Annotated in this window: 15 protein-coding genes; 11 read left to right on the top strand and 4 right to left on the bottom strand. The window is 65.7% G+C overall.

The features are described 5' to 3' along the window. The first annotated feature begins 34 nt into the window (after positions 1 to 34). From ACP7B7_RS17650 to ACP7B7_RS17630, 5 genes are all read left to right on the top strand, one after another. Complete coding sequence (locus ACP7B7_RS17650) at positions 35 to 796, top strand: sulfite exporter TauE/SafE family protein (RefSeq protein WP_426077499.1); 762 nt, start codon at positions 35 to 37, stop codon at positions 794 to 796. Between the two features lie 7 nt (positions 797 to 803). Beyond that, a complete protein-coding gene (locus tag ACP7B7_RS17645) occupies positions 804 to 1499 on the top strand; it encodes an HAD family hydrolase (RefSeq protein ID WP_426077498.1) in 696 nt (231 codons plus the stop codon). Positions 1500 to 1556: 57 nt separating this feature from the next. After that, a complete protein-coding gene (locus ACP7B7_RS17640; protein WP_426077497.1) occupies positions 1557 to 2357 on the top strand; it encodes an alpha/beta fold hydrolase in 801 nt (266 codons plus the stop codon). 131 nt (positions 2358 to 2488) lie between these two features. Beyond that, complete coding sequence (gene dcd / locus ACP7B7_RS17635; protein WP_183677490.1) at positions 2489 to 3058, top strand: dCTP deaminase; 570 nt, start codon at positions 2489 to 2491, stop codon at positions 3056 to 3058. Between the two features lie 265 nt (positions 3059 to 3323). Then, positions 3324 to 3671 carry a FlxA-like family protein gene (locus ACP7B7_RS17630; RefSeq protein WP_426077496.1) on the top strand — a complete coding sequence of 116 codons (348 nt, stop codon included), beginning with the start codon at positions 3324 to 3326 and terminating at the stop codon, positions 3669 to 3671. 9 nt (positions 3672 to 3680) lie between these two features. Here the strand turns inward: ACP7B7_RS17630 and ACP7B7_RS17625 are convergent, their stop codons facing one another. Then, on the bottom strand, positions 3681 to 5216 hold the full coding sequence (locus tag ACP7B7_RS17625) for a sensor histidine kinase (protein ID WP_426077495.1): 1536 nt from the start codon (positions 5214 to 5216) through the stop codon (positions 3681 to 3683). A 2-nt stretch (positions 5217 to 5218) separates the two neighbouring features. Further along, positions 5219 to 5908 (bottom strand): response regulator transcription factor, encoded by a 690-nt coding sequence (locus ACP7B7_RS17620; protein WP_308921589.1) that lies wholly within the window; start codon positions 5906 to 5908, stop codon positions 5219 to 5221. Positions 5909 to 6112: 204 nt separating this feature from the next. On the opposite strand from ACP7B7_RS17620, the gene ACP7B7_RS17615 reads away from it, so the two are divergent. The 3 genes from ACP7B7_RS17615 to ACP7B7_RS17605 all read left to right on the top strand — a co-directional run bounded on the left by ACP7B7_RS17615 (position 6113) and on the right by ACP7B7_RS17605 (position 8283). After that, the gene (locus ACP7B7_RS17615; RefSeq protein WP_426077494.1) at positions 6113 to 6604 is read left to right on the top strand and encodes a Spy/CpxP family protein refolding chaperone; all 492 of its coding nucleotides are present in this window, start codon (positions 6113 to 6115) and stop codon (positions 6602 to 6604) included. A gap of 27 nt (positions 6605 to 6631) precedes the next feature. After that, positions 6632 to 7294, top strand: coding sequence for a hypothetical protein (locus ACP7B7_RS17610; RefSeq protein WP_426077493.1), 663 nt, complete (start codon positions 6632 to 6634; stop codon positions 7292 to 7294). Positions 7295 to 7419: 125 nt separating this feature from the next. Beyond that, on the top strand, positions 7420 to 8283 hold the full coding sequence (locus tag ACP7B7_RS17605) for an intradiol ring-cleavage dioxygenase (protein WP_426077492.1): 864 nt from the start codon (positions 7420 to 7422) through the stop codon (positions 8281 to 8283). Here the strand turns inward: ACP7B7_RS17605 and ACP7B7_RS17600 are convergent. Together ACP7B7_RS17600 and ACP7B7_RS17595 are read right to left on the bottom strand one after the other, a co-directional pair. After that, complete coding sequence (locus ACP7B7_RS17600; protein WP_426077491.1) at positions 8280 to 9722, bottom strand: DUF1501 domain-containing protein; 1443 nt, start codon at positions 9720 to 9722, stop codon at positions 8280 to 8282. The two genes, ACP7B7_RS17605 and ACP7B7_RS17600, sit on opposite strands and share 4 nt — an antisense overlap. A gap of 11 nt (positions 9723 to 9733) precedes the next feature. Then, positions 9734 to 11554, bottom strand: a complete 1821-nt coding sequence (locus ACP7B7_RS17595) for a DUF1800 domain-containing protein (RefSeq protein WP_426077490.1) — start codon at positions 11552 to 11554, stop codon at positions 9734 to 9736. 417 nt (positions 11555 to 11971) lie between these two features. Between ACP7B7_RS17595 and ACP7B7_RS17590 the strand changes: the two genes are divergently transcribed. The 3 genes from ACP7B7_RS17590 to ACP7B7_RS17580 are packed head-to-tail and all read left to right on the top strand — an operon-like array spanning position 11972 to position 16788. Next, positions 11972 to 13237 (top strand): hypothetical protein, encoded by a 1266-nt coding sequence (locus ACP7B7_RS17590; protein WP_426077489.1) that lies wholly within the window; start codon positions 11972 to 11974, stop codon positions 13235 to 13237. A 4-nt stretch (positions 13238 to 13241) separates the two neighbouring features. Beyond that, positions 13242 to 14633, top strand: a complete 1392-nt coding sequence (locus ACP7B7_RS17585) for a hypothetical protein (protein ID WP_426077488.1) — start codon at positions 13242 to 13244, stop codon at positions 14631 to 14633. 10 nt (positions 14634 to 14643) lie between these two features. Then, positions 14644 to 16788, top strand: a complete 2145-nt coding sequence (locus tag ACP7B7_RS17580) for an 8-amino-7-oxononanoate synthase (protein WP_426077487.1) — start codon at positions 14644 to 14646, stop codon at positions 16786 to 16788. Positions 16789 to 16797 lie beyond the last annotated feature (9 nt).

The raw sequence follows: 16797 nt of genomic DNA, 5'->3' as shown, positions 1-16797 counted from the left end.
TACTCGCCCTGTTGCCATTCTCTCCCTTGCCGCCATGCTGACCATTTCACTGCTGTGTTTATTTGCCTTTTTTGCCGGCCTGATCGATGCCGCCGTGGGTGGGGGCGGGCTGATCCAGTTGCCGGCGCTGTTCAACCTGATGCCGAACATGGCGTCGACGTCCTTGCTGGGCACCAATAAACTGGCGTCTGCTTGCGGCACCACGTTTGCGGCGCGCTCGTTCATCGGCAAGGTGCATGTGCCCTGGCTGCTGGTGCTGCCGGCGGTGGCCGCCGCCTTCGTGATGTCGTTTATCGGCGCGGCCGCCGTGTCCTATGTGCCGCAGCAGGTGGTGCGGCCGATGGTGCTGGTCCTGATCATCATCATGGCGATCTACACGTTTATCAAGAAGGATTTCGGCAGCCTGCGCGAGGCGCGCACGGTGGGAACCCGCGAACGCATCCTGGCGGTGGTGATCGGCGGCGCCATCGGTTTTTATGACGGCCTGTTCGGGCCGGGCACGGGCAGCTTTCTGATTTTCCTGTTTATCCGCGTGTTCGGCTTCGATTTCATCCTGGCTTCGGCCTGCTCGAAACTGGTCAATATCGCCACCAACGTTGCCGCGCTGGCCTTCTTTATTCCTGCCGGTCATGTGGTGTACGCGGTGGCCGCACCGATGGCGGTATGTAATATCCTCGGCGCGCTGACGGGCACCTGGATCGCCGTGCGCCGTGGCGCAGCCTTTGTGCGGGTGCTGTTCCTGGTGCTGCTGGTGATGCTGATCGTGAAACTGTCCTACGACATCTTCTTCAAGTAAAACCGCCATGAAAACCATCCGCGGCGTGCTGTGGGATAATGATGGCGTGCTGGTCAATACCGAGCAGCTGTTTTACGAAAGCAACCGCGACCTGCTGCTGCCCTACGGTATCGATTTGACGCCCAAGCAGTTTTTCGACTGGTTCCTGGACAATAACTATGGCGCCTGGCATCTGCTGCTGGGGCAGGGCCACGACCTCACGCTGGTCGACCGGCTGCGGCTGGAACGCAAGCGCTTGTTCGGGGAACGGCTGCGCCAGGCGCGCCAGTTGGCGATGCCGGGCATGGACACCTTGCTGGACACCTTGCGCCCGCATGTGGGCATGGGCGTGGTCACCAGCGCCTACCGCGAACATTTTGAACTGAGCCATGCGCACAGCGGATTGCGTGAGCAATTCGATTTTGTGCTGACGCGCGAGTCGTATGGCGCCAGCAAGCCGGCGCCCGACGGTTATCTGCTGGGCTTGCAGCGCCTGGGGCTGGCCGCCGACGAGTGCGTGGCGGTGGAAGATGCGCCGCGCGGCTTGCGGGCGGCCAACGCTGCCGGGCTGGAGTGCATTATCTTGCGCAACCATATGAACCGCCATCATGCGTTCGACGGCGCCTTTTGCGTGGTGGAGTCGGTGGCGGAACTGGCTGAAGTGCTGGCCTCGTTCGTGCCCGGCGCAACGGTGACTGCCCCGCAATTAGAGTGCGCGCTCTGATCCGTCCGGCCGGCCTGCCATTACAATCATCCATCGCCCAGCCTGCCAGAACCCGCCATGACACTACCGCAGCTCCATTTCGCCCACGCCAACAGCTACCCGGCCGGCACCTACCGCCAGCTGTTTGCGCTGCTGGGCCAGCACTACCAGGTGCAGGCGCTCGACATGCACGGCCACGATCCGCGCTATCCGGTCACGGCCGGCTGGCCCGGGCTGGTGCGCGAACTGGTCGATGACCTGGAACGCCGCTACAGCGCGCCCGTGATCCTGGTCGGCCATTCGCTGGGCGGCATGCTGAGCGTGATGGCGGCCAAGGCCCGGCCCGACCTGGTGCGCTGCGTGGTCCTGCTCGATTCGCCCGTGGTGGCCGGCTGGCGCGCCATGTTCGTGCGCCTGGCCCGTAACACGGCCATCGGCGAGCGCTATTCGCCGGCGCGTTTTTCGGCCCGGCGCCGCAAGGTGTGGCCGGACGCGCAGGCCGCCCATGACCACTTTGCCGCCAAGGAGCTGTTTTCCATCTGGGCGCCGCAGGTGCTGCGCGACTATATGGCCAGCGGCCTGGCGCCCCATCCCGACGGCGTGCAGCTGCGTTTTACGCGCGAGGTGGAAACCGAGGTCTACCGAGGCTTGCCGCACCACGTGGGCGCGCTGGTGAAAGACGGTTTGCCGGTGCCGGTCGGTTTTATCGGCGGCCTGGACTCGGTCGAATGCCGGCAGGCGGGCCTGGCCGCGACCCGTAAACTGGTGGGCAAGTTTTTCCGGCAAGTGCCGGGCGGCCACCTGTTCCCCATGGAGGCGCCCGAGCTGACGGCGCAGGTGGTGCATGAGATGATTTCCACCTTGCTGGAAAAACGCTGACGCAGGGCACGAATTTCAGTGCGCAAGGGCCAAAGCCAGCGGGTTTTCGCGTAAAATCCTGCCATTCGGGCCGCTGCCCTCCAGGTCGCGACGCCCCAGCCATTCCGATATTCTAGAAAGATGCCCCAGCGATGACGATTAAAAGCGATAAATGGATACGCCGCATGGCGGAACAAACGGGCATGATCGAGCCGTTCGAACCGGGCCAGGTCAAGGAACGCGATGGCAACCGCATCGTTTCCTACGGCACTTCAAGCTATGGCTACGACATCCGCTGCGCCGATGAATTCAAGCTGTTTACAAACATCAACACCACCATCGTCGATCCCAAGGATTTTGACGCCAATAACTTCGTCGACGTCTCGGGCAAGGGCTATTGCATCATCCCGCCCAATTCCTTCGCGCTGGCCCGCACCGTCGAATACTTCCGCATCCCCCGCAATGTACTGACGATTTGCCTGGGCAAGAGCACCTATGCGCGTTGCGGCATTATCGTCAACGTCACGCCGTTCGAACCGGAATGGGAAGGCTATGTGACGCTGGAGTTTTCCAACACCACCCCCTTGCCGGCGAAGATCTACGCCAACGAAGGCGTGGCGCAAGTGCTGTTCTTCGAGTCCGACGAAGTGTGCGAGACCTCGTACAAGGACCGCGGCGGCAAATACCAGGGCCAGGTTGGCGTGACCTTGCCGAAGACCTGATTCAGGGTTGCTGCATCAGCCAGTCTGCCAGGGCTGGCGAAGCGCGGTACAGCGGCAGATGCCCGCGCAGCAGGCTTTGCGTGCTGCGCCGGTCAGCCGTGCTATCCCATCAACACTCCCGCCTCGCCCCACAAACTCCGCACCGCCAGCATGAAAGCGGCGTCCGCCGCCAGGCCGCCTTTACCCGCCTTTACACTTGTGCATCTTTATCTGTAGGAAACTTTGCCGATAATAATGGTATTGACACAGAGAAGAGGCAATCATCATGGTATCGGCAATCGGTTCGGGCGGCGCGGTCAGCGCGGCCTCCAGCAGCGGCAGTTCCAGCAGCACCACGCAAATTGCTGCCCTGCAGAAGCAGATCACGGCGGCGCAAAAGCAGTTGACGGAGTCGCAGAAGGGCGAACAGACTGAAACGGCGCAGAAATTGCAGGAGCAGCTGGCGCAGCAGATCCAGGCGCTGCAGGCGCAGATCGCGCAATTGCAGGCGGCCGCCGCTCAGCAGGCGCAGCAGAAACAGGACAGCCAGGCCGCCAGCAGCGCGGACACGGCCAGCAGCCCGGCCCGTTCCGCCACCTCGACCCTGGGCAGCATCATCGACACCCAGGCATAAGGGTTGATGTCAGCCCGGCGCTTTGGCGGGCAGGCGTATCTCCACGCACAGGCCGCCGCTGCTGCGGTTGCGTGCCGCAATGGTGCCGCCGTGGCCTTTGACCACATGCTGGGCGATGGCCAGGCCCAGGCCATGGCCATCGGTCGATTTCTGCGTGTTGCTGGCGCGGAAAAACGGCTCGAAGATGGCCGACAGGTCGCTGTCGGCCACGCCGGGGCCATGATCGAGCACGCTCACATGCACCTGCCGGCCCTCGTCATGGCGCGACAGCACCACGCTGATGACACTGACGTCCGGGCTGTGCTTGATGGCGTTGCGCACCACGTTTTCCACCGCGCGTCCCAGCAGTTCGGCCTGGCCGTTGACGATGGCGCTGGCGATATCGGCGTCGCCGCTGACGGTGATGCCGATCTGGCGTCCGTCGGCCTCGGCTTCGAAACGGGCATCCTCGACGATATCGTGCAGCAGATCGGCAATGCTGAAGTCTTCGTTGAGCGGGTTGACTGCGCCCGCTTCCAGCCGCGACAGGGTCAGCAGTTCGCCGACCAGCTTGTCCATGCGCACGCTTTCGCGCTCGATGCGGTCCATCGAGGCGGCCAGCTTGTCGGGCTGCTGGTGGGCCAGGCCGATGGCGGCCTGCAGGCGCGCCAGCGGCGAGCGCAACTCGTGCGACACATCGTGCAGCAGCCGCGTCTGGCTATCCATCAGGCTGCGCAAGCGGCCCGTCATGCGGTCGAAATCGCGGCCCAGGTCGGTCAGTTCGTCGCCGCGCCTGGCGACCGCCTGGAAGCGCGGCGCCAGGTCGCCGCCGGAGGCCGCTTCGAACGCGGCGCGCAGGTCGCGGATGGGGCGCGAAAAATACCAGGCCAGCAGGAAGGCGAACAGCAGGCTGGCCACGGTGGCGGCGATAATCGGAATAAAGGTGCGGTAGGGGCTGTCCATGCGCGGCCCTGGCGGCATGCCGCCCATGCCGCCCATGCCGTTACCCATGCCGTCGCGGCGCGGTGGCTGGTTCATGCCGTTCATCCCGGGTGGCTGGCCGGGTCCATCCATGCGCGGCCCCGGCGGCATGGCGCGGTTGCCCGCCATGCCCATGGCGTTCAGGGTTTCGCGCGCGGCGTCGGTGCCGGCGGTGCGGAAATGCTCGGAGTAGGGCAGGAACAGCAGATAGCGCACGCCGTCGCTGCCGGTCGCCTCGCGCACGACGGCGCGCGGCTGGTCTTGTTGCAGCAGGGCGCGCGCCTTGTCCAGCATGGCCGGCTGCACGGTACGGCCCATCAGCTCGCGGCCGCCGCCATCGACGGCCATCACGCGCATGCGTTCGAGCTTGCCGATAAACTGCTGCAGCGCCTTGCTGCCGCCCGCTTCGAGTGTGGCGGTGGCCGCTTCGATGGCCATTTGCGCCGGCGGGCTGGTATCGATTTCCTGCGTCCGCGCCTGCTGGGCTGCGCGGCTTTTCAGCCAGAAAGTACCACCGATGCCGATGGTGGCGGCGACCTGGGCCAGCAAGATGCACAGGAAAAACTTCCAGAACAGACGGCCCACGCTTATTCCTTGATCAGCTGGTAGCCGAGCCGGTATACGGTCTGCAGGCAGGAACGGCCATCGTCCAGGCTGCCGAGTTTGCGGCGCAGGCTGCTCAGGTGCACGTCGATATTACGGTCGAAGCGGGCCATCGGCCGGCCCAGCCCCAGTTCGGACAATTGATTCTTGCTGACCGGCTTGCCGGCATTGCGCACCAGCACTTCCAGCAGGTTGAATTCCGTGCTCGTCAATTCCAGCTGCACCCCGGCCCAGGCCGCGCGGCGCTGTTCCGGCCACATCGTCAGGTTGCCCACGATGAGCGGCGCCGTGGCCGAGGTGTCGAGCGGCACGGCCTGCGAGCGGCGCAGGATGGCGCGGATGCGGGCCGTCAGTTCGCGCGGCGTGCACGGCTTGGTGACGTAATCGTCGGCGCCCAGTTCCAGGCCGACGATGCGGTCGGTATCGTCGCCACGCGCCGTCAGCATCAGGATCGGCAGGCGGCTGCCGGCACGGATGCGGCGCAGGGTTTCCAGGCCATTCATGCGCGGCATCATCACGTCGAGGATGGCGATGGCGTACTGGCCCGTCAGCGCTTCGGCGGCGCCCCGTTCGCCGTCATGCACGGCTTTCGCTTCAAAACCTTCCTGCTCCAGGTATTCCTGGAACATGCCGACCAGTTCGATGTCGTCGTCGATTAACAATACCTTGCTCATGCGTATGCGTCTTCCTGATTTTTCCGATGTTGATCGGCCATGATAGCAGCCCCGGCCAGGGCCTTTGCTGCGTTTTACCCGCTTTTACATTGCTTCCTTTATACAGTTTTTCACATTGCTTTACACGTTTTTACCTGGCGCTGACGTTGCTTTACACGCAAGCCCCGCACAATCGAGGCTCATTGAAACGAGAGGAATTCGAGCATGAAACAAGCAACTGTCATGATGTCGCTGCTGCTGGCCACCGCCCTGGGCGCACCGCTGGCGGCCCATGCCCAGCAGGGGCCTGACCGTGGCCCCGGTCCGGGCCCGCGCATGGAAGGCCCGGGCCGGGGCTTGGGCGAAGGCTTGCCGCCCTTCCTGCGCGGCGTGGAACTGAGCGAAGCGCAGCAGGACAAGGTCTTTGCCGCCACCTATGCCCAGGCGCCGCTGCTGCGCGAACAGCAGAAGATCGCCTTCAAGGCGCATGAGCAACTGCGCGAACTGGCCGCGTCGAACCACTATGACGATGCGAAAGCCGTGGCGCTGGCCAATGGCGCGGCGCAGGCGATGGCAAAGATCAGCCTGCAGCATGCGCGCCTGGAACAGCAGTTGCTGGCCGTCCTGACGCCGGAACAGCGCCAGCAGGTCGAGGCGCGCCGCGACGAGGACGGTCCGGGCAACGGCCGCGGCCCCGCCCCGCGCGGTGAAAAATAAGTCCAATTCTTGTCGAGGGAGAAAACTATGAGCATCAGCGCCGTCAATTCCAGCAGCGCCGCCAGCCATCTGGCCGCGTTTGCCCGCCTCAGCGGCACCAGCAGCACCAGCGGCACCGGCAATGCCGCCAGCGTGGGCGGCACGCCGCCCCCGAAGCCCGATGACAGCGCCTTCCTGGACGCCATTTCCAGCGCCTTGTCGTCGATCGGCGTGACGGTGGCCGATGGCGAGTCGGACACTTCCGACGAGGCCAGCTCCAGCGGCACCGCCGGCACGGCCGATGCCGGCCAGGCGCTGGGCGCCTTTTTGCACCAGCTGATGGGCAGCCTGCGCGCGCAAGGTGGCGGCGGCGGCGGGGGCGAGAGTGGCGAACAGGGCGAGGGTGGCGAGCCGCCTTCGGGCCCGCCACCGGGCGGTGGTCGCGGACCGGGCAATATCGAGTCCGACCTGCAAAGCCTGCTTTCAAAACTGACGTCGTCCGGCAGCGACAGCACGGCCGGCACCGACAGCAGCGTGAGCGAGCTGCAATCGAGCTTTTCAAGCCTGCTGAGCGCGCTGGGCGGCAGCAGCAACAGCGGCAGCTCCGACAAACTGGCCAGCTTCCTGCAAGCCCTGTCGGGCAGCCTGGGCTCGGCCAGCGCCGGCGGCAGCCTGTCGTCCAGCGGCAACCTGGTCAATACAACGGCCTGAACCATGAACCGCAAGCCAGCCAACAGGGTCCAACACAGCATGGGCGACAAACTCATGCAGTGTTGCTTCCTGTGCGCCAGCCTCAGTCCCGCGCTGGCCGGCTTGCCCCACCTGATGGAGTATGTATGGATTTACATGATTTCGGCCTGGCGTCCGACCTTGAAATGATGCAGCGGCAGGCGCTGGAGCGGCGCCGCCTGCTGCGCTGGGTGCTGGCGGGCGCCGCCACCTTGCCCTTGATCAGCTGCGGCGGTTCCAGTGCCAGCGATACGGCGTCGACCGGCACCACGGCCACCGGCACCACCGGCACCGGTACCACGGCCACCACCCCGACCACCACCGCCTGCGCGGTGATCCCGGAAGAGACGGGCGGACCGTATCCGGCCGACGGCACCAACACCAATGGCGGCAGCATCATCAATGTGCTGAACCAGACCGGTGTGGTGCGCAGCGATATCCGCAGCAGTTTCAACGGCGCCACCGGCGTGGCGGCCGGCGTGCCACTGACCATCAGGCTGCAGCTGGTGAACGCCAACGCCAGCTGCGCCAGCCTGGCCGGCTACGCGATCTATCTGTGGCATTGCGACCGCGACGGCCTGTATTCGCTGTATTCGAGCGGCGTGACGGCGCAGAACTATCTGCGCGGGGTGCAGGAAACGGACAGCAGCGGCAGCCTGTCGTTTACCACCATCTTTCCCGGCTGCTATGCGGGGCGCATGCCGCACGTGCATTTCGAAGTCTATCCCAGCCTGGCCAGGGCGGCCGCCGCCAGCAGCCGCATCAAGACCTCGCAATTCACGTTTCCGCTGGCGACGCTGAACGAGGTCTACACGGCCAGCGGCTACACCTCCAGCGTGCGCAACCTGGCGCAGATCAGCTATGCCACCGACAATGTCTTCAGCGACGGCACCAGCTTGCAGATGGCCGGCGTGACGGGCAACGCTACCGATGGCTACGTCGTGACGCTGACGGTGGGTGTCAACGGTTAGACGCTCATGAAACCCAGGTCGCGCTGGCTAAAATTGGCCAGGTTGGGAAATACCTCGCCCAGCTGGCTGTCCGGCACGCCGAACCATCTGGCCAGGGTGGCGCCGTACTGGTCGACCGAGATGGTCGGCAGCAGCGAGCCGGAACCGACGTCGAGCGCATGGCCCAGGCCGGAGGCCGGGAAGGCGCCGTAGATATCGCGGCCGCGCACGGCGCCGCCGACGACGAAGTGGTGCGCGCCCCAGCCGTGGTCGGTGCCGTCGCCGTTGCTGGTAAAGGTCCGGCCGAAGTCCGAGGCCGTGAAGGTGGTGACCTGGCGGCGCAGGTCGGTCCCTTGCAGCGCGGCCAGGGTGGTGTCGAAATAGGCCAGCGCATGCGCCAGGCGGGCCATCAGGTCGGCCTGCTGGATTTTTTGCCGGTCGTGCGTGTCGAAGCCGCCCAGGGTCACGTAAAACACCTGCCGCTTGGCGCCCAGCGCGCTGCGTCCGCCAATGATGCGCGCCACCGTCTGCAGTTGCACCGCCAGCGGATTGGTGGCCGCCACGCCCGTGGTCGGATTGATGTAGCTGGTGGGATTGGGCACGCCGGTGGGGCCGGCGGCCAGCATGGCGCCGCTGAGGATGGACTGGCTGGAGATGGCGCGCTGCACCGCCGATTTCTGTTCCTGTTCGATCAGGTCGCTGCCGGCGTCCGCCAGAATGGCTTGCAGCGCGCTGGTACCGGCCGCGGTGCCGAACAGGTTGGCGCTGATGCCGCGAATCGGCACGGCGCCCGCCTGGCCGACCTGGAACTGGCGCACCTGCTGGCCGCTGAGGAAGACCGTGTTGCCGGCCGCCGAAATGGTGGTAAACATGGCATTGGCATTGCCGGCCATTGCCAGGTCGCCCAGGCGGCCGCCCCAGCCCACGCTGGCGCCTTCGGGCTGGCCCGATTGCCAGGTCGATTGCTGGTCGTTGTGCGAGAACAGCTTGGGCGGCAGCGCCACGCTTTTCGCCTTGTACTGGGCCAGCGTGGTCGGCGCGATCAGGGTGCCGACATTGGCCACCACGGCCGCGCGGCCGCCATCGAACAATTCCTTCAACGGCCCCAGGCTGGGGTGCAGTGCAAAGCTGCGGCCGGCCTGTGCGGTGGCGGGAACGATGGGCAGCACGCCGCCCGTTTCGCCGGTGCCCGGCAGGTGGATCGAGTCGCTGCCGCCGGTGTTGCGCACGCGCAGGTATTCATTCCACGATGCGCTGTCGGTGGCCAGCACGGTATTGAAGGCGTCGTTGCCGCCGTTCAGGAACAAACACACCATGGCCTTGTAGTCGCCAGCCGACTGGGCGGCGGCATTGCCCATGGCGGCCAGGTTCAGCGCGAACGGCGCGGCGCCGGTGCCGGCCAGGGTCAGCATGGAGCCGAGGAAGCGGCGGCGGGAAAATTGGGGGGCATTGATGGTCATGTGGAGTCCTTTTACTTCTGCACCAGGTAGTCGGTCGAGGCCATGGCCAGGAAAATTGCCAGCTTGACCCGGTTTGCCTGCAGATTGGCGATCTGCGGGGCGTTGGTGGCGCTGGCGGCAGGCAGGGTGATGCTGTTGACGGCGCTGACGATCTGCCCGCGCAGCCGGGACGACATGGCGCCATTCATCAGCAGCAGGTCGACCCGGTCGACCAGCGCGTTGGCGTCGGCGCTGAGCGCCAGTTCCCTGGTGTAGTCGGGTTTCACCAGGCGCGCGTCGCCGACGCCGGAATTGATGGCCTCCTGCATGAAGTTCAGGTAGCCGGTCACCGACGGTTCCGAAGTGATCTGCATTTCAGGCGCCACCAGGCCCGCGCTGGCGATGGCGGAATTGGGCGGCACATATGAAGGGCGGTAGAAATTGAAGACCGACGGCGCATTGAGCGGACTCTGTCCCAGGCCGCTCAGGGGATCGTCCAGGTAGTAAATATTGTAGATGCCGTTGGCGGGCCTGGCGTCGAACGCGCGCATCCAGTTGGCCAGGCGCAGCAGGGGTTCGCGCAGCTTGCCGGTGCGCATGGTGCTGCCGGCCATGGCCACCGCATCGGGGTCGAGCAGCACGGCGCGCACGATGGCCTGCATGTCGCCGCGCACGCCCTTGCCATTGTTGGCAAACACGGCCGAGACCCTGCCGACATAGGCGGCGCTGGGGTTGCTGGTGACCAGGCGCTGGATCAGCTGGCGGCTGAAGAAGGGCGCCGCGTTCGGATGGTTGAACAGGGTGTCGAGCGCCAATTTGATGTCGTCGTCGCCGCTGGTGGCGCCGGAAATGCTCTGGCCGAGAAAGCGCTTTTCGCTGGTCGAATGGAAGGCCGCATACATCTGCATCGGCTTCGAATCGCGTTCGGGATCGGCGACGCTGCCGTTGAAGCGGCCGTTGGCCTGGTCCGGGCCGGCCCAGCTCAAGCCCGTAAATACCTTGGCCAGGCCCGCCACGTCTTCGCGCGTGTAGGTGTCGATCGGCTTGCCGCCGGACATTTTCACGCTGCCGTCCGGGTTCAGCTGGACCAGGCCGATGGTAAATAGCTGCATCACTTCACGGGCGAAGTTTTCATCGGGCGTGCGGGTGCCCGATTCCTTCTGGTTGCGCAGGTGCGACAGATAGATGCCCATCATCGGATGGCGCGCCACACCGTCGAGCAGGTTGCGGAAGTTGCCGAAGGCGTGCTGTCCCAGCATGTCGTAGTAGCTGGAGGTGCCGCGCACCAGCGGCCGGACGGTCTCGTTCTGCATCGAGATGACGAAGATCTGCGACAGGGCGAACGCCACGCGCTGGCGCAGCTGGTCGTCGCCGCGGATGGCCTGCTGCCAGAAGGTTTCATAGAATGCCGTGAAGCCGACCCGCGGGCCGCCGGAAGCGACCTGTGCCGCCAGCAGCTTGTCCATATAGGCGAGGTGCAAGGTCTGTGGCTTGGCGAACTGTTCGGCGAACCAGGCGTCGCTATCGCTGGCGGCCAGCGCATCGATGGCGGCCATGTTCGGGCCGAACGTGGCGCGGGCAAGAAAGCGCGACGCTTCCTTGCGGGTAAATACGCGCGCCGCTACCGGAGCCGGCGCGGGCGCCGTTGGCGCGACCACCACCGGCGGCGTGACCGTACCGGGATCGGCCGGCACGGTTGGCGTGGCCGGCGTGCCGGTGGCTGGCGGCGGCACGGTAACCACCGGTTGCTGCGCGGAGGGTGTCTGGCTGTCGCCGCCACCGCCGCCGCCGCAAGCGGCCAGCAGGCTCAGTAAAGTCGACGCCAGCAGGCGGCGCAGTTTAACGTGGGTCATTTAGTTTCCGTTGGGCAAGTGATTCATGGCTCCGTTATTGTAGGGCCATGCTCGTTCCACATCTATTGGCAAAGCGACTTTTCGTCTTGATCACTTCCTGTTTTGCGTGCGGATAACTATATTTTGCTGAAAGTTAAGCTGTATTTCGGAAAGATTTTTATTGTGTTAACGGGAAATGTTTTTACGCTTCGATGACAAGTGTCGCATATTGGACACGTAAAAATTTCCCTAAATAAAGCTTGTTTGAAAAGCACATAGCGAAGCGAAACTGGCTTCGCCGGAAACCATGGTTTTTACGCCATGGACGAAGCTTGTTTCGCCGTTTTCCCGCCTGTCACCGGCGCTCCGGGCTGGCACGCGGCTTGCAAAAACAGGGCGACGGGGCATGCCCCAAACTTCCAGTTACAGGAGCGCGCCATGAGCAGCCGTTTGCTTGCCTACCGTCCCGAGATGGAAATGCCGATGCCGGCCGCCGTGCTGCCCTTGCAGCACGAGGACGAATTGGCGTTGGCGGCGCTGCTGCTGGAAGTGCGGCGGCCGGCGCAGTTCGACGCTTTTCTATCGCACTTGCTGGCCACCACCCGCGCCGGGCGGCAACTGCGCGGCACACCGCTGGCGCAGCCCTTGCGCCAGTTGCTGAACCGCGTGCTGGCGCCCCTGATGCCGCTGCATGGCGCGGCCCAGGAGCACAAGCGGCGCGCGGCGCGCATCTTCGGCATGGAACTCGAAGGACTGAGCCCGGAAGACAAGGAATTCGAACTGGCGCGCCGCATCGTGCAACTGGTCTGCGCCGTCAATACGGCGCTGGCGCGCCAGGAGGTTGCGGCGAGCGCTGCGCCGCAGCAGAAAGTGGCATCGGCCTTGCTGCAGGTGGCGCGCACCCTGGCGCCGGGGTTGCTGAAGCATGCGGCGCAGGCGTCCAGGCCGCCGGCGCCGCCGTATCACTCGTCTACCACCGTTTTACCACTGTCACAATCACGGGAGCGCATCATGCATGACATCGATCGTACGACCATGGAATACAATCAGGAAGCGACTGGCTTCGAAGCCGAGCAGTTTGAATTCGGCCAGGGCGAATGGAGCGGCGAGGGCGGCGGCAACGCCCTGTTTTCGGAGGCCGAGGAAATGGAACTGGCCAATGAATTGCTGTCGGTCAGCAACGAGGCCGAGCTGGAACAGTTTCTCGGCAATTTCCTGCGCAAGGCCGCTTCGGTGGCCGGCAGCGTCATCAAGTCGCCCATCGGCCAGGCCGTGGGCGGCGTGCTCAAGGGCGTGGCGAAAAAAGCCATCCCGCTGGCCGGCGGCGCCATCGGCGGCTATTTCGGCGGCCCGCTGGGCGCCAAGATCGGCAGCGGCCTGGCCTCGGCGGCCGGCAATGCGCTGGGCCTGGAGGCGGAAAGCGGTTCCGGCGAAGAGCGCGAGTTCGAAGGCGCGAAACAGTTCGTGCGGCTGGCGGCCGATACCGTCAACCGCGCCACGCAGGCGCGCGGCGGCGATCCGCGCGCGGTCGCCCAGCAGGCGGCCAGCGCGGCGGCGCGCCAGTTCGCGCCGGGCCTGTTGGCACGCCAGGGTGGGCAGCTGGCCGTGCAGAATGGCGGCCAGGGCCGGCCAGGCCAGGGTGGGCGCGCGGCCAGCGGCCGCTGGGCGCGCCAGGGCCAGAAAATCGTCCTGTACGGCGTCTGAGATCATGGCCATCGGCGCCTACGCCGCCTGGATGCTGGGCCAGGAAGCGCGCTCGCTGCTGGCGCGCCTGGGACGGCTGGAACCGTTCGCGCTGATCGAGCCGACGGTGCTGGCCGCCGCCCTGATGCCCAGCGCCCAGTCGGCCATCGAAAGCCAGCTGGTGCAGGGCCGCCGGGAACTGCGGCGCATGGTGGCGCAGTTCCAGTGGTGGTTGCGGCGCGAACAGGCCGACCGCGCCAGCAGCGCCACCCCGGCCGAGGCGCAGCGCCGCTTCACCTTTTTGCGCCTGAAATTCAATGCGGCGCTGACCCAGTTCGACCTGTTCAACGAAGTGATCACGCAGCGCAGCGAACACAAGACGGGCGTCTGGCTGTCCGGCCTCGATATCGTCGCCGCCGATGCGCTGGCGCTGCCCCTGCCGTACCGCTACTACCAGAGCCCACCGCTGATCTGCTACCTGGACCGGGGCCCGGGAGCGGCGATACGCCGCGCGCGCACGCGCCTGCCCGGCGGCGGCGAAAATCCGGTCGCCATCATTCGCCTGCCGCGCGAACGCATGATCGGCAGCGGCATCGCCTCGTCGCTGGTGCACGAGATCGGCCACCAGGGCGCGGCCCTGCTGGACCTGGTGGCGTCCTTGCGCCCGGTGCTGCAGGCGATGCAGTATGGCGGCAGCGGCGCGGTGCATGTGTGGCAGTTGTGGGAGCGCTGGATCTCCGAGATCGTCGCGGACTTCTGGTCGCTGGCGCGGGTCGGCGTGGCGGCCACCCTGGGCCTGATCGGCGTGGTCAGCCTGCCGCGCGTGTTCGTGTTTCGCCTGAATGTCGACGATCCGCACCCGGTGCCGTGGCTGCGCGTGCGCCTCAGCTGCGCCATGGGCCGCGCCCTGTATCCGCACCCGCAATGGACGCGCATCGAACAGCTGTGGCTGTCGTACTACCTGCCCGAGCGCCTGCCGCCGGCCCAGCAGCGCTTGCTGCAACAACTGCAGGCCAGCATGGCGGCGCTGGTCGGCCTGCTGGTGCAGCACCGGCCGCCGGCCCTGCGCGGGCGCTCGCTGGTCGAAGTGATGGCTGTGCACCAGCGTCAGCCGGCCCTGCTGGCCAGCCTGTTTCGCCAGTGGAGCGCGGCGCCGCGCCAGATGTACCAGGCGTCACCGACCTTGGTATTCGCCGTGCTGGGCCAGGCGCGCGCCAGCGGCAGCCTGAGTCCGGAAGACGAAAGCGAGCTGCTGGGGCGTTTGCTGACCCACTGGGCCCTGCGCGCCACCCTGGACACTTCGGAACTGTGTGCTGATGTATTAAGCCATAACCCATTGCGGCATAACCCTTTGCGCCATGGGCAGCTGGCGGATGGCGCGGTGCCGCGCCTGGCGTCACGATTGATTATCCATTGAGGAGAATGACATGAGCAGCAAACGCAGGGCCGCAGGCCACGCAGGCGCAGGCCCGATAGAAGCGGGCGGCAGCATCGCCGTCACCGTACACGAGCAGGACAGCGGGAGGGTGGTGGTCAACGCCGCCATCAGCCTGTACCGCCGGGGCAGCGCCGATTGCGCCGGTTTCGAGCCCGCCAACTGGCTCGCCGATCCGGCCATGCTGGTCGGCGTGCGCTGGACCGATGGCGGTGGCGGCACCGTGTTTTCGCAGTTGCCGCCGGGCGCCTATGTGGGCGTCTACGGCAACTACCCCACCACCGCGCCGCAGTGCGTGCAGGTGCAGGCCGGCTGCGCCGCCACGCTGTGCTTCCAGCCGCAATTGAATCCGCAGGTCGAGCTGGTGTTTGAAAACAGCGACTGCCAGCCCAGCGACTGCAGCTACGGCCGCGTCGGCGACCGCGCGGTTGCCACCGTCACGTTCGACGGCGACCAGAGCGTCGACGGGCGCACCCTGGTGCAGGTGCTGGCGGCGTCGCCGTGGACGCCGCTGCGCGGCAAGGCCAATATGTTTTCCACACCCGTGCGGCGCGCCGGCATGCACCGCTTCGCGGCGCAGGTGATGCTGTCGCAGCGCCCGGAAATGCGCAGCCTGCTGCCGACGCCCGAAGGCCTGACGCCAAACGCCATGCTGGCCGTCGACGCCGAATACGACACCGAAGAACGCCAGCCGACGCCGATTTCCGGCAATCTCGGCGTGTCGCTGACGCGTACCGAAACCGAGCCGACCGAAGACCTGCCGCTGTGGACCCTGATCCGCAACAGCACCGAGGCCATGTCGTTCACCAATTACCTGCATTTCATGGACAGCCTGTTCTGCGGCGACCTCGGCAGCGTGCGCGGTTTCGAGGAGGGCCGCTTCGCCCGCAAGGCCGACGCCTTCCAGTCGCTGAAACAGCGGCGCGCGCTGCCGTTTTCGGACGCCGATTCCTACCGCGTGCTGAAGGTGGCCACCGAGGCCTTCGTGATGGTCAATTGCGGCGTGCTGAACCAGCCGCTGGCCTTTAACCTGGCCGAGGACAACGCCTACCTGGACCGGCGCGATATTCCGCAGGGGCGCGACCTGGAAACGGTGCTGCGCAACGACTACCTGGAAAACATCGACGGCTTCCAGACCTTGCCCTACCTGGCCGTGATCCGCCGCAAGCTGCCCGATATCCCGATCAGCATCCCGCGCGGCCAGGAAGGCGAGGTCGATGTGTGCTTCGGGATCATCCAGGAAAAGCTGGCCAATCCCTGCCTGCTCGAACTGATCTGGTCGTACTGGCACGAGGAGGGCATGCTGGTGCAGACCATGAACGCCATCGCCCAGCGCTTCCAGAACCTGCGCGCGCCCGGCAGCCAGCTCGACCCGCTGGCGAACACGGAAATCGACACCTTGCGGCCGCTGAACAATCTGCTGTGGGGCTACACCCAGGACGAGCAGCATAGGCTGACGGTGATGCGCCGCAACTACGAGTACGACCATCATTACGGCGTGCGGCTCGATGGCAAGGCGGTGCAGCACTTCCGGCCAGCCGACAGCCACTCGAAGTTCCTCGAAGCCTTCCATCATCTGCTGCGCCTGCTCACATCCTTCTACAAGCAGGATGACGACACCACCGTCAAGGCCGACGCCTTCCCGGTGCTGAACGCGCTGAAGGAGATCCACCTGATCCTGTCGCAGGGCGCCAGCAACCAGTTCGGCGACCTGCCGTCCACCGCCCGCATCGAAATGCTGATGCAGCAATGGATGCTGGCGCGGCCCGAGTTCCGCGAATTCCTGCCCACGCGCGTGATGGTGGCGTATCCGGAAGGCTGGATGGACCGGGTCGACGCCATGAAGAAACTGCAGGGCTGGACCGATACCAGCGTGGTGCATTTCCGCAGCCTGGCCATCTTCGGTGAACAACTGCTGCTGTCGGTGCGCTACGGCAACTGGAGCGATATCTACGAGCCGACCCAGGCCTTCAACTGGGCGCGCTTCTGGCGCCCGCAGGTGCAGGGCTATATCCACGCCTACCGCGCCGTAACCGGGGTCGACCTGTCGGCGAAAGCGGGCGATCCGGCGATCGAGGCGACCATGCCTTCGGTGCTGCTGCGCCAGCGCATGAACCAGCAGCTGCGCAGCGTGTAGGGCGGTGCA

Source organism: Janthinobacterium sp. PSPC3-1, from assembly GCF_049896105.1.
Taxonomy (GTDB): Bacteria; Pseudomonadota; Gammaproteobacteria; order Burkholderiales; family Burkholderiaceae_D; genus Janthinobacterium.
Note: the sequence above shows the minus strand (reverse complement) of the source record. Positions and strands in the feature narration are given on the sequence as shown.

Excerpts from the sequence above, each read along its gene's own strand:
- ACP7B7_RS17650 (WP_426077499.1), top strand. The coding sequence starts at position 35 with ATGCTGACCATTTCACTGCTGTGTTTATTTGCCTTTTTTGCCGGCCTG.
- ACP7B7_RS17645 (WP_426077498.1), top strand. The coding sequence starts at position 804 with ATGAAAACCATCCGCGGCGTGCTGTGGGATAATGATGGCGTGCTGGTC.
- ACP7B7_RS17640 (WP_426077497.1), top strand. The coding sequence starts at position 1,557 with ATGACACTACCGCAGCTCCATTTCGCCCACGCCAACAGCTACCCGGCC.
- dcd (WP_183677490.1), top strand. The coding sequence starts at position 2,489 with ATGACGATTAAAAGCGATAAATGGATACGCCGCATGGCGGAACAAACG.
- ACP7B7_RS17630 (WP_426077496.1), top strand. The coding sequence starts at position 3,324 with ATGGTATCGGCAATCGGTTCGGGCGGCGCGGTCAGCGCGGCCTCCAGC.
- ACP7B7_RS17620 (WP_308921589.1), bottom strand. The coding sequence starts at position 5,908 with ATGAGCAAGGTATTGTTAATCGACGACGACATCGAACTGGTCGGCATG.
- ACP7B7_RS17615 (WP_426077494.1), top strand. The coding sequence starts at position 6,113 with ATGAAACAAGCAACTGTCATGATGTCGCTGCTGCTGGCCACCGCCCTG.
- ACP7B7_RS17610 (WP_426077493.1), top strand. The coding sequence starts at position 6,632 with ATGAGCATCAGCGCCGTCAATTCCAGCAGCGCCGCCAGCCATCTGGCC.
- ACP7B7_RS17605 (WP_426077492.1), top strand. The coding sequence starts at position 7,420 with ATGGATTTACATGATTTCGGCCTGGCGTCCGACCTTGAAATGATGCAG.
- ACP7B7_RS17600 (WP_426077491.1), bottom strand. The coding sequence starts at position 9,722 with ATGACCATCAATGCCCCCCAATTTTCCCGCCGCCGCTTCCTCGGCTCC.
- ACP7B7_RS17595 (WP_426077490.1), bottom strand. The coding sequence starts at position 11,554 with ATGACCCACGTTAAACTGCGCCGCCTGCTGGCGTCGACTTTACTGAGC.
- ACP7B7_RS17590 (WP_426077489.1), top strand. The coding sequence starts at position 11,972 with ATGAGCAGCCGTTTGCTTGCCTACCGTCCCGAGATGGAAATGCCGATG.
- ACP7B7_RS17585 (WP_426077488.1), top strand. The coding sequence starts at position 13,242 with ATGGCCATCGGCGCCTACGCCGCCTGGATGCTGGGCCAGGAAGCGCGC.
- ACP7B7_RS17580 (WP_426077487.1), top strand. The coding sequence starts at position 14,644 with ATGAGCAGCAAACGCAGGGCCGCAGGCCACGCAGGCGCAGGCCCGATA.